The organism is Bacteroidia bacterium (assembly GCA_027493955.1).
GTDB lineage: Bacteria > Bacteroidota > Ignavibacteria > SZUA-365 > SZUA-365 > JAOSJT01.
In genome coordinates this window covers 4,969,391-4,983,479 of record JAOSJT010000001.1, presented here as the reverse complement: position 1 = coordinate 4,983,479, position 14,089 = coordinate 4,969,391, and the positions used below count along the sequence as shown (strand labels likewise).

The following is a 14,089-nucleotide window of genomic DNA, read 5'->3' as shown; positions in this document are numbered from 1 at the left end:
AACGCGCTCGCCAGAGAGACGCCAGCCCGAAGGGCGCCACCTCCTCTATCCCCGGGCTTCAGCCAGAGGTCGAACGCGCTCGCCAGAGAGACGCCAGCCCGAAGGGCGCCACCTCCTCTATCCCCGGGCTTCAGCCAGAGGTCGAACGCGCTCGCCAGAGAGACGCCAGCCCGCAGGGCGCCACCTACTCTATCCCCGGGCTTCAGCCCGGGGTCGAACGCGCTCGCCAGAGAGACGCCAGCCCGAAGGGCGACACCTCCTCTATCCCCGGGCTTCAGCCAGAGGTCGAACGCGCTCGCCAGAGAGACGCCAGCCCGAAGGGCGCCACTTCCTCTATCCCCGGGCTTCAGCCAGAGGTCGAACGCGCTCGCCAGAGAGACGCCAGCCCGAAGGGCGACACTTCCTCCATCCCCATACGTAAGTGTGGGGACACGCACGCCCGCACAAACTCCTCAGTCCGCAGGACGACACTTCTTCAAACCTCGCCGCGGCGAGTCTCCGGCCTGCGGCCTCCGACCCATACGTAAGTGGGGGGCTTCTACAGGGCGACTCCTCCTCCATCCCCGACATGAGTGTGGGAACGCACATCCTGCCGCTTTGCGAATACGCAGTCGGACAGCCCTAACCCTTTACTATATAATGCATTGCGGAGCACCACCGGAAAGGCGATAACGCTGCCTGTAGTGAAAGACTCCAAACATCATCGCAAACCGCGATTCATCGCAACAAGAAAGAATTCCCCGATGTAAGGGAGAGATCACCCCAATTTCTCAATACCAGGTTCTGCTACACAGGCACAAAATCGACCTCAACGGCGTTGCGATGTTGAGCATTTCACGACACGTCGGCAAGTCCAATCCCCTTCTCGCTACGCCGCAGGTATATACGAGCCCCCCAGCATGTACCCGTTCTCCTCAAGCCATGCCGTAATCAACTCCCTCGCGTCGCGGCTGCCCACGTAGGGGAGCACGAAGCATCTGTCCGGCGACGGAAGCTGCGTGGGCAGGATCACCGGTACGCCTTGTATGGTCTGCCCTGTTTTATGCGTGTCGATGTCCACCCACGCGGTGATGCGCGCGCCGTATTGCTCGAGCAGGGCCGCGCGCTTGCGTGTGGCACGACCGGCGCCCCATACAATCACCTCGGGCCAGGTGCGCGCATGCCGCTCCAGCCAGCGGGCGAGATAGCGCGCTTTGATGGCGTAAAACGCCTCCGAGGAGTAGCGGCTGTCCGTGCGGGATAACCGAGTCGGGGAGTCATTCCACAATAAGACCGGTGCATCCACCTTGCCGAAGCGCACTCCGGCATCCATCCAGCTCAACCACAGTTCGTAGTCTTCCGGGTATTCGCCCTTCGTGTAACCACCATGCGTTTCCACCAACCTGCGACGAAACATGACAGAGGGATGCGCCACCGGTGCCTCGATGAAACGTGAGAGTGAAATATCTTCCGGTGTGTGTAAGGCGTTGAGCCAATCCACATGCAGTGCATATCCACGCGAGGCCTCGGTATCGCCACCGAAACGGACCTGCCCGCTGACAACGCCGATCTCGGGATGCGCATCGAGGTAATCCTTCTGCCACAACAGTCGGCCGGGCAGACTTACGTCGTCGGCATCCATGCGCGCGATGTAAGAACCACGCGCGGCCCCGAGCCCGACATGCAGCGCATGCACCAGTCCCTGATGCGATGTGTGCTCTACCCGCATCCACGGCCGCGCGGCAGCCGCTTCATCCAGCAGCTCCGCAGTCCCATCCGTGGACCCATCGTCAACGACGAGCACCTCGGTGCTGTCGCCCGGGCGTACGTCCAGACTGTCAACGGCCGAAAGCACTGTGGCTTCGGCATTGAATACCGGGAGAACGACAGTTATGTCTATCGTATCATGCACGACACACGGAATTATGAGAGGAACAGCAACGCGGTGACGGCGAGGGCGAGTGCAATGTAGTTTCGTACGGCGAGTTTCTCTTTCCACAAAAGCACGCCGACCACCGTTGACAATAAGATAACGCCTATACCGTTTGCAGGAAACACCACAACACCCGGGAGTACCGCGATGGCGCTCATGAAGAAATACGCCGCGAACATGTTCAGAATTCCCAGGAGCACGCCGCTGAGCAGCACCGGCGCGGAGATTTTCTCTTTCCGGACGAGCATCGTGACGGTTCCGATGACGAAGGCCGTACCGAAAATGACGACAAGAACTTCGTAGAGATTGCCGACCGGGAAATGCTCCTTTTGCAACTTGAACATGAAATCCGTCAACCCGTAGGAAAAGAACAGCACCAGTCCCCAACCAAAACCACTGCCGAACAGGGTCTGTATATCGTCCTTCGTCACCGGGCCTCTCGCCGCGAGAGGCAGCGCGATAAAGGCCAATGCAATGCCGATGATTTGCATGAGCATCGGCGCCTCGCCGAACAGCACGATGGAAGCCAGCGTGGGAATGACGGCCGAAATGCGCATCAGCGTGACGGGCAGAACCATGCCGAGCTTTTTCACTGCCATCATCAATATCCAGAAACACCAGATGAACAGTCCGCCGAGAAATACCGTCAGCAGCAGCAGCGGCGGATCGCTGAACGGCGCCACCTTCCCTCCCGATCCGATCAGCGCACCGATGGTCGCGACGAGGTAATTCGTCGCAAAAAGCACGAAGGACGGATAGCCCTTGATACCCGCATACTTGATGATGGTCGCGATGCCTACGGAACACAGTACGGCAAGAGCGAGATACTCCATGTCATTCCTTTCCCGCCTCGAAGCGCTCGCGAAAACGCGCGGGCACTCGTTGCGGCTTCTTTTTCACGTAATCGAAAAACACGATGCCGGTTTTTACCAGCGCTATTTCCTTGCCGTCGGCCTCCCTTGTGACGCGGTACAGCAGGTCGAAGCCGCTGCCCGAAAAGTTTCCGGCTCCCACGCCGATTTCCAGCTCGTCGCCATAATGCGCCTCGCCGCGATACACGACCGCCGCATCGCTCATGATGATGGAAACGCCTTCGATGTCATGCTCCGTGTATCCCATCGAGGCAAGAAAACGCACCCTCGCTTCGTGTGCGATGGACAGCACCGCGTCATTGCCAAGGTGGCCACCATAGTTGACGTCTCCGATGCGCACCGCCATCGTGGTGAAAAACGGAAGATGCGCGGGGATGTCGATGTTGATACGGGGCATTATGGGTTTACGATTTTTAATTTGCGAATTACGATTTAGGGAAGTACGATTGTGGCTTGTGGCTTGATGATTATCAACGCCGTCACCCTGAGCGGAGTGCCCGCCGCAGAATGTGCGCTTCATGCACGTACCTGGACGGGCACGGAGTCGAAGGGCGGCGTTCGGATTTCTCGGTGTTCATAGCTTCGGAGCATCACATTTCATGAGTATCGCCGCGCGACGATCACGACATCTTTTAGTATCGGCTTGAGTCCGACGTGTTTCATAAACCCACCAGTTTGCCGTAGCCATAGCGCGGTCTCGATCAACGCACCTCGCCGCGGCGAGTCTACGACCTACGATCTGCGACCCCTCGCCCCCTCTTTTGGAAGAGAGGGGGGAGGAGGAGGTTTTATTCAGTATCTTTTTCAAACATGATGATTCAGGCACGTCAAGTTGCATGAAACCTGAATCATACCATCCATGCAATGGATCGGTGCGCCTTCGATTTCGCTTAGGGAACGGCATAGCCCTATTCCGAGACAGCGGAATGCCGAGTAGCGCATTTGCCCTTTGATCCGAGCCTTTCCTGCGCCGTTGCGCCGCTCATGACATGGTGTGTTCCCGACCAACGACCACGGAGTGGGACGAACACCGCCCTTCGACTGCGCACCCGTGGAAGTGCATACCTCACACCCCACACTCTGCTGCGGGTGCTGCGCTCAGGGTGACGGTGTCTGTTGGCATCTCTATTCTCCGCATTGCACTCTTCACCTTTTCACCTTTTCTCCTTTTCACCTTTTCACGACCCCTTCACTCTTCACTCTTCACTCCTCACTTCTCCCCCCCCACCCGCAGCAGCAGCGTCGTGTGCTTCGGATCGCGCCAGGCGCTGAGCAACGCTTTGAGATCTTCGAATTGTGCGGGAGCGACGCGATCGGTGTTGAAGGTGATGCGACGGGCGATTTCGATGTCGTGGCTATCGCCTTTGATGACGCTCGAGACAGTGCCGACGGTGTTCTGAAGTTCGATCTTGCCGCCGCCGCCGAGCAAGGTCACGCCCTTTGGCAGATGCAGGGTCATGCGACATTCCTCCGTCATCGCGGCGGGAAGCTGCACAGGGGTAGACCGCTTCGGATCCGCAGGAATGTATGCGAAATCCGTGATGCCGCCCGGTGCCACCGGTACAGCGAAGCGAACGATGCCGTTCACGGCGCTCAGGGCGGTTTCTCCGCTGACCTCCGCATCACAGGATGTCGTGAAATCGGAGCCGGATTTCGCTTCGGAGGGGGTTACGGTAAGGCCTTGCGCGGCGGAGGCCAGTGCCTTTTTCACCGCATTCTGCATTCCTGTGGGGTCGAAGACATGGCTTCGCAGCCCAGCCGCTTCCACCAGACTTCTGCCTTGTACCTTCATGTCCTTGTCCAGCGTCCAGTCCGATGTAACGCTGACCCGCGTTGCTATGGCGGCGCGGGACATCAGCACCGGCTCACCACCCTTTGCGGATACCGGCAGATACGCGGCCAAACCCGCCATGGTCGCGGCTGGTCCCGACGGAGCTCTGGACGGATCGAGTAACATGATACCCTGAACCAGCGACGCATCCCGGATGATGACCAGGGCGCGCGGTAATGCGTACGCCGAAGGCACGGCGACGAACGCATCGGTCGAACCCAGAACAACATCCGCATCGAGTTTCGCCGCGCGGCACAGCGCGGCGAGGAGTACGGCGCGATCGAGATCGGAACCGACGCGCTTGTCGAAGGTCGTCGCGGCGCTCAGCGGACGCGCGCCGATGTCGGCCAGCGGAGCGGCCATGCGGGCGACATGGTCCGCAACCCAACTGCGCAGCGCCAGTGCTTTTTCGCTCGGTGTAGAGGACTTTTCCGTCTGCTTCACCACGAGAGCGTTCATTGCGACGGATGCGTGCAGCATCTTGCCATCCGATACGATGTGGTTGGTCAGGTCGTTGAACGATGCCGACGAGAAATGAAGAAGGGGCAGCACCTCATCCATGGGAGGCTGAGACGCTTCTACATCGAAGAGCGGGAGATTTGATGTTTTCCATGTGTACACGTCCTTCCCCGCCTCGCTTTTCTTTTCCGGCGCGATATCGGTACGGAGCATCGCGTGCCTGAGCTGCGTGCCGGAGGGAACAATCACATTGACGGTGAGGGAACGTATCGGACTACGGGCTCCGAAAAGCACCTTGCCGGACAGTCCGGGTATGAAACCCTTCTTCGTGGCAAGGGTATAGCTGAAATCCACCGTACAGCCCGCCTCGAGTCCGGCATGAGTCACCACCATCTCCCGCAAATGCAGATACGGCGCGGCGTTGGCGGCGTACGCAGGAAGAACTTCGTTGTAGGCGTTGAAGGGTGAGGACACCTTCTTGCCGTCGCGCATGGTGGTCTCGGATTTGGTGACCGTAAGTTTCTGCCATGCGGGATCATAGATGATGAAGGACTCACCGTACGCGCGGGTAAAGGCGTAATTGGTATGATACTTCTGGGAATGGCTGTAGCTGTATACCGTGCTTCCGTCCTCGAGCAATTCATAGCTGTGCTCCATGGAGAGATACTCGGCGTCGGCATTGTCCTGCGCGAGCACAGGACGCACATACACGATGAGTGCGAATGCGGTCAGAGCGGCGATGGTGATGCTTGTCTGTTTCATGGTCGCTCCTCCTATCGCGTAAGGGTGATGGATGTATTCGCGAGATCCTTGCGCGCGAGCAGCGCGGCGCGGAAATCGGGCCAGTCGGCGGCTTCGTAGACGCGTTTTTCAAGACGATGCGTCGCCTTCATTCGAATGGAATTGCCTTCCTTGGAAAACACCGAGGAGAACGACGCCGGTGCTCCACCCTTCTCCACCGTCTGGGGCAGCGTTTCTGTACTGTACCCCGATGGCAGCGTTATCACTTCGTGCAGCTGCACGAGCTTCGAACAACGCGCGCGGAAACCGTACTTACGCGTCTCCAGGGAGGTGTTGATGGACAGCTCGCCGGCGTTGAAGCCGTCGTCGAAAGGGCTGTCGGCGAGGAGCGGCGTGAGCAGAAGGCGTTTGCCATCAACAATTGCGTAGCCGGGAATGCGGTAGTTCATGCGGATAGCGAAGGGTTTGGACAAATCCTCCACAGTGGTCATTTCGGTGACCTTCGCCTCGGCGGTCGGAAATTTTTTCAGGAACTGCGAGACGAAATTATCTTCCCAGGATGAGCGATAGCTGCGGCTGAACGCCCGACGCAGCATGGCGTCGCTCTGCCCTTCCGCTTCGATGACGATGGTGCCTTCGAGCGTGCCATCGGCGAGCAAGGTGGCCGTATTGGTAGCGTTCCAGTAGTGATTGTCCGCCGGTGAGACCGGTGTGGACATGACGTCCGCACCGCCGGGTATGCCGAGCAGATATTCCTGCTGTTGTTCGGCGCTGGACCACATCTCGCGCGCGCCCGGGATCCAGGTCGGATCGAGCAGCATCCATTCGCCGGTACTGAGTTTCACCGTCGTGACGCTGTGATTGAACTGATCGGCGGGTATGCGGTCGATGCGCGAGCCCGCCATGGTCATTGCCGGATAGGATTCGAAGCCGGCTGCACGCAACATGGTCACGAGCATTCCGGCCTTGTCCTTGCACACGCCGCAGCGGTCGGAAAAGGTCATTTCGCCGGTGTGCAGCGTGTAGCCCTCCCCTTCGCCCATGGAGATGCCGGAGTAACGGATTTCCTCTGCAACCCAATGATTCAGAATGGAGATCTTTTCATGCTCGTTGGTCACGCCCTTTAGCAAATTATCCGTCATTTTCTGCACCTCGGGGGTGACAGCAAAACTGCCGAAATCCTCGTTCACCCCGTGGAACCAGACGGCTTTGGCGTACCAGTCCGGCGACGTGGAGAGCAACAGTTTGGGAGCGACATCCGACGCCGCAACCATGTCGGGCTCGGTTTTCAGCGGCAGGATATGCCGCTTGTACCAGCCATAGGTGATTTTCCCCGGTTTCGTGACCATTCCGGCAGTCGGATGCAACGCATCTTCCGTCGTCGCCGCTTGCTTCCCGGCGGGATTCACCGCCACTTTGACGCGATGCGTATGCTGCGGATGAAAATGCACATACGAAGTGAGTTCGCCGTTATACACTTCATACTGCAACGGTTTGTCCGCAGGAGTGAAAATGCGATACACTTTTTCCGTCACTGGCACTGATGACCAAAACTCCACGATGTCATAGTAATGACCTTTCATCGGCGGGATGAAACGGCTGTCATCGTCGGAGCCATCACCCAGAAGCGCGTAGGTGAATCCCTTGCGAAACGCGACGGTCTCCACCGCGTCACCGGGTTCGAGCCGTCCGACATCCACCAATTTCTGCCGGGCACCCCAGTAAATGGCGCGTGCCGGCGCGGGGTAGTCGTGCACACGATCTTTCCCGACGGTTTCGACGCTGCCATCCGCACGGTAGATTCTCACCAGACGCACCTCCACATCGGCCGAGAGCGGATCATAATCATAGATCACGTTGCGCAGCGAGAGCGCTCCTTTGGCTGTGAGCACACGCACGAGTTTGTGCATGGTAACGTAGCTCAAACCGCTTTCCTGTACGTCCACCGACATGCTGTCGTACACGACAAGCATATCGGCCTTTCCGTACCAGTCCCCTTCAGAGGCGCGGAGGCGGTCTTTGTTCGGATCATTCTGTGCCGCAAGCATCCCGGGAAGCAGCAGCGCGAGCAAAATAAAGAGTGCGATTCTGAAACAATGTGTCATACAGGTACCATCGTGCTGTGTCATTGCGTGGTCTAATAGGCCCATCTTATAGTATACGAATTTTGCCGGAAATTCAGGGGAGGGGAAATTAACGCAATGAACGCAAGAAAGTAACGCGGAGAGGCCCCTTCGACTATGCTCAGGAGGCGGTAGAGACGCAGATGGAATATGAAAGGTTTGCGCCTTCTTTCTGCGTGTTCTGTCTTTTCTGCGTATTCTGCGTTCTGTGTTCTAAAATACGCCGCGATCGCTGCCGCGTTTTTCGAGCTTGATATCCTGCAGCATAGGGGCTTTCAGGCGCAGGACGAAATAGAAACTTCTGTAGTACCCGGCCGGACGCCAATTGAAGCTCATTTCCCAGCAATGCAAATCCTTACGCACATTGATTTCCGGCGTCCCGAGTTCCTTGTTCACCACATCGTAGAACGTATTCATGGACACATGCCAGCTCGGTGTAAAGCTGAAGGACAATCCCGCGCGAAGTCCCGCTCTCCGAAAAACATTGTCGGGATCGAACATGTCGATGTTATAATCCACACCAAGGGAGAGATTCCAGGGTATGCTGAAGCTGTAGACATCATCATCCTTTTTTCTCGTCGAATCCTCCGCGGCCGCATTGGCATCTTTGAACATTTCGTTGGACAGCGTCGTGGACAAATTCAGCGAAAAATTCGTAAGCCGTACGAGTCCTCCATCCTCATCGATGAGAAAGCGATTCACTTTCCTGCCCGGAATGATGGTCTCCCTTCCTTCGCCATCGAATTCCGTCCGTCTGCGCTCAAAGACATAGGGTGAAAGTGTCGCGCCTCCGTACAGATCGAGCACATTCTGAATGCTGGTTCTGAACGACAAGTTGATGTCCGAAAGTTTGAGACTGTCCGCCACCCAATTGTACCGCGTATCGGCATTCAGTGTGAAGAGCTGGAATTTCCGGGGGGTCTGCGTGGTATCGTCGGCGCGCGGTTGCAGTTTCATCTCGAAAATATTGCTCAGACTCATGCCGACGGACTGCGATTCTCCCCCGCCGACTCCGCCGAAGACCTCGCCGGGCCGGTAATCATAGCCGGAGTAGGGATCGTAAAACACTTCACGTCCCGTGCTGTCCCTGTACACCTGATGATATCCCCACCAACTGCTGGAGAAATCCGGATTGTACTGATAGCTCACCGAGGGCTGCAACGTATGCCGTATACCGAGGATGCCGAACATATTCGGCTCGAACATCCCGTACAATTTGGTACTGGCCGACACACTGGCCGAGAACGTGCGCAACGCAAAGAAACCCTCCACATCGCGGCCGCGGACCAATGAATCACCGGGTGTGTAACTTCGTTCGGTGCGGTGGTCGTACCATCGTTCCTGATAGCGAAAATTCGGTGAGAGCGTCACATACCCGAACTTCGGTGACGCGATCAGAGAGACGCTATGATCCACGCCACGGCGATCGAACCTGCCGCGAATCGTATCTCTATCCACCGTGTAGTCCTTGATCTCGATGCGATTCACCGCCCGGCCTGTGTAATTAAAGCCTATGAGTTCATACCACTCCTGGCCGCTTCCCTCCTCCGAACGGAACGGATATACCTGGGACTGATTAAAGGTGATGTCCGGAAGCGTCATGGTGGACGTTCCGGTAGTGGTATTCTGGTCGCGCTGCATGCCTATGGACAGGCTGCGATTCGTTCCCTCCCAGGAGGTGGAATACTGCGCGGAAGAATACACCGATTGCGTCAGAAGTTCGTTGAGATCGTTGCTGTATCGATCGAAATATCCCTGGGTTCGGAGATTGAGATTCATCGAAAGGCGCGAGAGCGGCGAAATGTCCTGATTATGATTGAGCAGAAGACTCCAGTCCGTACCGGGTTCGTCGTCGGGGACGAACACATTGCCGATGTTGAAGGTCTGCCGACCATAGCTCGCGCTCACCGACCCCGTGAAATTATAGCGCAAAGCGTAGCGCACATCCGCCTTGAGCAAATACCCGCCCTTGGAATACCAGTCTCCGGTAAGCGCGAGATCCCAGTAATCGCTGATGGAGAGATAATAGCCGCCTTTCGTCAGATAGCGCCCACGCCGTCCGTCCTCTCCGAAGGCGGGCACGAGAATACCGGAAGTACGGCCTTTGGTGTTGGGGATGACAGCGAAGGGGAACCAGAACAGGGGAATATCTTCGATAAACAGCGTGATGGGACGCGCGACCACGACATCGTCCGGGATGACTTTCATCTGCTGCGAGCCGAAATAATAATGGCGATGGGAGGGATTATCACAGGTTGTGTAACGCCCCATGCCTACGAAGTACTCGTTGTCCGGTGAGCGTTTGATGCGCTCACCGAGATAGAATCCGTCCTCGATCGCGGTTTCGCCCTTCAGAATCAACCCCTGTTTCGAGCGGAAATTGTAGGTCATTTCCTCGCCGTTGTACGTTTCTCCCCCTTCCTTCAGTATCGGAGCACCCTTGATTTCCTGCGTTGCGCTGTCGCTGATTCCGGTAGCATGAATGGTGGACTTGTCCCAACTGATGCGGATACGCGCGGCGGAGATTGCGGTACTGCCGTAGTTGATGTCGGCCTCCGCGTACATATCCATGAGTTTGTCATCGAGTATGTACACCACCGAATCGCGCGCCTTGTAGGAGACGATGGTATCCGCCGCGTCCTTTGTGGGAAAAACGTACACCGAATCGTCGGTGCGGAAAAGCGAGTCGACTGGAGCTGCGGCGGGTACGACAGTGGAGTCTGCCGGCGGTGCGGGTTCATCCGTTTGCGCGTTCATCCGTGAGGCTGCGGACAGGAGCAGGAGGAGCGCAAAGATAAGGTGGAGTCGTTGTTTCACAGCAGCATGAGAATCGTACGGAGGTGCGCGGTGTATCCGCCGGTCCGGTATACGGCAATGAAGCAAAGTACGAAAATGCGCTGCGCGGGAAAATGGGTCAGGAAGTGCCTTGAAGCGCACGAGCAGTACCGATGGGCCGTACACGTGCAACCGTGAAGGTACAATCATTTCTCTCGATTTCCCGGATTGACGCCGGCCTTCCCTCTGCGTACCGCTAATCCGCCCGCCGCGCGCGCATGCACATGAATTTTCGTACTTTGTTGAATATCATCGACCCAAACCTATCATGCATCCACTCTACCATATCTCGCCATTGTACACCGCAGCGGACACGGAACGTCCGGGTGGCGACCATCATAAAGCCGGCGACCATCGCGATCCGTTTGAACGCGACCGAGCCCGCATCATCCACAGTTTCTCCTTCCGTCGCCTGCAATCGAAGACGCAGATCTTTTCGCTCAATGAATCCGCTTTTCTCCGCACGCGTCTCACGCACTCGCTCGAGGTCGCAAATATCGGGCGCGGGCTCACCGCTGTGCTCAATCGACAGATATGGCCGGGTTTCCCGCTGGCAAGTGTGAAGCCGGAGTTTGAGGAACTTGGCGGCGTTATTGACACCAGTCTCATAGAAGCCGCATGCCTCGCGCACGATCTCGGTCACCCACCCTTCGGTCACCGCGGTGAAGAAGCTCTGAATTATTGTGTGTGGACACGGCTCGGGGATAATGGCTTCGAAGGAAACGGACAAACGCTTCGCTTACTCAACAGCGATGACCTTGAAGTCCATGGCGAACACCATGGTTTGAACCTCACCCGAACGGTTCTTCAGGCCATTCTGAAGTATCCGCGCATCTATGCCGATCTCGTCAATCCCCTCGCCTATCCGGACAATGCGGCCTGTCCGCCATTCAAGCCCTGGGCACCGCCAAAATGTATTCATAACGAGGAACAGGAGTTGCTGGATTGGATACTGTCTCCGTTTTCATCAGGTGACCGTGAGCGCCTTTCCGAAATAGAGTATCGCGAAGCACGTCACGCCCGCACACGCAACAGTACGCTCGAAGCAAGTGTCGTCGAACTCGCCGATGATATCGCCTATGGCACACACGACGTGGAGGACGCTTTCTTTTCCCGCCTGATCGAACCGGAAGCGATTCTTTCCTACTTGCCGAAAGAGAAGTTTCAGGATCCCGAGATGCAGAAATCCTACGCCTCGCTCATCATTGCGATGGGACGTGGCGGCGGCGCATCCCGACGAGACGCAGTGCATGAGAAAAAGCAGGCGGCATCGGCACTGATCGGCCGGCTCATCGGTGCGGCAGAGTTGACCCACGATACGCGCTTCGAACATCCCCGCCTGCGGTGGAGGGCGACCCTGCCGCACGACCATCGCCTCGCTCTCGAAGCCCTCAAGCGCTCGGTCTATGATCTTGTCATCAACGGACCCGCGGTCCAGAGTCTTGAGTATCGCGGCGGCATCATCATCCGGAAAATGTTCGATGCCTTTATTGATTCACCCGAGTTGCTCTCCGGCAAGCATGGGTATCTTTTACGCGAAGCGGACACGGAAGCGCAGCGCGTCCGTGTATTGGCGGACTTCATTTCCGGGATGACCGACAATTATGCGGAGCGAATGTACAACCGTCTTTTCCAGCCCGGCAGCGGATCGGTGTTCGACAGACTGTGACGCTGTTGTTTCCCCGAAGCTTCTGATCATCCAGAGCGGGAAGCGCGTGCTGAAGCATTCGACGGCCCGTCTCCGCGAATTGATCGTTCAGGTGATGTGAAACGTGTGTTCATGACGCATTGACAGCCGGTGTAAAAGTCACTCCAACCTCGATGGAATACCGCTCCCGCTGCATCACCCGCCGCGGCTGCGTTCGGTATTTGTCTGATATAGACGTCCGAATGTAGATTGTTTACGCGGACTGCCCGCGCAACACACCGGGCCATTTTTTCATCATCCAAAAGTATAACCGACGTATGAATCCTCTGCGCATATCCATTCTCGCGATACTGTTGCTCACGTCCGTTACCTGGGCGCGAAACAACGATTCCACGACTTCCGGCTATCAATTCACCATGGTGAAGGAACTGGGCGCCACCCCGGTAAAAAACCAGAACCGCACGTCCACGTGCTGGAGTTTTTCCGCACTGTCTCTGCTCGAATCGGAGCTGCTGCGCATGGGCAAAGGCCCGGTCGACCTGTCGGAGATGTTTATTGTCCGCAATATCTACCAGCGGAAAGCGGAAAAATTCGTGCGTATGCACGGCAATCTGGCGTTTGCACCGGGCGGCGCGTTCAACGATGTGGCGGATGTCATCAGAGATATCGGCATAGTCCCCGACCAGGTCTACCCCGGACTTTCCTACGGTGAAGCGCTGCACGTCCATAATGAATTGGATGCTGTCCTGCGGGCCGTCGTGGATGCCTTGATCAAAGCCCCGAACGGGAAACTTACACCCGCATGGAAACGATCTGTCGCCGGCATACTCGACGGCTATCTGGGACCCGAACCGAAGGAATTCGAGTGGCAGGGCAAGCGCTGGACTCCGCGAAACTACGCCGATCAGGCGTTGGGCATAAAAACAGAGGATTACATCCTGCTTTCCTCATTCACTCACCATCCCTTCTATACGCAATTCGCGCTGGAGGTCCCCGACAACTGGTCGTATGGGCTGGTGTACAACATCCCGCTGGACGACATGCTGCGCACCATGACCCATGCCATCGAGCACGGCTTCACCATCGCCTGGGCGAGCGATGTCAGCGAAAAAGGATTCAATCACAAAAAAGGCATGGCGATTGTACCGGATAAAGCGTGGGAAGACATGAGCAAAGGCGAAACCGACAGCGTCTTTATCGCGCCGGTGAAAGAAAAAGTCATCACGCAACAGTTCCGTCAGGAGGGCTTCGACAATTACACTACGCAGGATGATCACGGCATGCACATCATCGGCTTGTCCCGCGATGTCAATGGCGGGCGGTATTTCTATGTGAAGAATTCCTGGGGTGAAAAGAATAATCCCTATGGTGGATACTTCCACGCATCCGAGGCCTATGTGCGTTACAAAACCACCTCCATCATGCTGCACAAAGACGCTATTCCCGCCGATATCAGAGCGAAACTGAAGCTATAGACAACGGTGGTCTGCGCGGACTATTCCGGAGCAGGCGATGCAGAGCAGATCTTCGTCCCTCGCTGGTCTCATGTGATCGGGCGTCGGGATTCACCAAAGCGCGGTGACAGGTTTTTCGGATAATAGGCGCAGCGTCTTCCCGTATACAGGCAACCGCCCCGAGCATGTAAGCATACCCGGGGCGGTTGAAGCA

General features: G+C 57.0%; 8 protein-coding genes. 2 read left to right on the top strand and 6 right to left on the bottom strand.

What is annotated here, in order from left to right; genetic code table 11:
- Positions 1-868 precede the first annotated feature (868 nt).
- From M5R41_18870 to M5R41_18845, 6 genes are all read right to left on the bottom strand, one after another.
- Positions 869-1,891, bottom strand: coding sequence for a glycosyltransferase (locus M5R41_18870; GenBank protein MCZ7558455.1), 1,023 nt, complete (start codon positions 1,889-1,891; stop codon positions 869-871).
- A gap of 11 nt (positions 1,892-1,902) precedes the next feature.
- Positions 1,903-2,745, bottom strand: coding sequence for a hypothetical protein (locus M5R41_18865; GenBank protein ID MCZ7558454.1), 843 nt, complete (start codon positions 2,743-2,745; stop codon positions 1,903-1,905).
- 1 nt (position 2,746) lies between these two features.
- Positions 2,747-3,181, bottom strand: coding sequence for a thioesterase family protein (locus M5R41_18860; protein MCZ7558453.1), 435 nt, complete (start codon positions 3,179-3,181; stop codon positions 2,747-2,749).
- 813 nt (positions 3,182-3,994) lie between these two features.
- Positions 3,995-5,836 carry a DUF3857 domain-containing protein gene (locus M5R41_18855; GenBank protein ID MCZ7558452.1) on the bottom strand — a complete coding sequence of 614 codons (1,842 nt, stop codon included), beginning with the start codon at positions 5,834-5,836 and terminating at the stop codon, positions 3,995-3,997.
- A gap of 11 nt (positions 5,837-5,847) precedes the next feature.
- Positions 5,848-7,920 (bottom strand): DUF3857 domain-containing protein, encoded by a 2,073-nt coding sequence (locus M5R41_18850; GenBank protein ID MCZ7558451.1) that lies wholly within the window; start codon positions 7,918-7,920, stop codon positions 5,848-5,850.
- Positions 7,921-8,151: 231 nt separating this feature from the next.
- Positions 8,152-10,695 carry a putative LPS assembly protein LptD gene (locus M5R41_18845; protein ID MCZ7558450.1) on the bottom strand — a complete coding sequence of 848 codons (2,544 nt, stop codon included), beginning with the start codon at positions 10,693-10,695 and terminating at the stop codon, positions 8,152-8,154.
- Between the two features lie 346 nt (positions 10,696-11,041).
- Here M5R41_18845 and M5R41_18840 point away from each other — a divergent pair, with 346 nt between their 5' ends.
- Together M5R41_18840 and M5R41_18835 are read left to right on the top strand one after the other, a co-directional pair.
- Positions 11,042-12,442 (top strand): anti-phage deoxyguanosine triphosphatase, encoded by a 1,401-nt coding sequence (locus M5R41_18840; GenBank protein ID MCZ7558449.1) that lies wholly within the window; start codon positions 11,042-11,044, stop codon positions 12,440-12,442.
- Between the two features lie 296 nt (positions 12,443-12,738).
- Complete coding sequence (locus tag M5R41_18835; protein ID MCZ7558448.1) at positions 12,739-13,896, top strand: aminopeptidase; 1,158 nt, start codon at positions 12,739-12,741, stop codon at positions 13,894-13,896.
- The last annotated feature ends 193 nt before the right edge of the window (positions 13,897-14,089 follow it).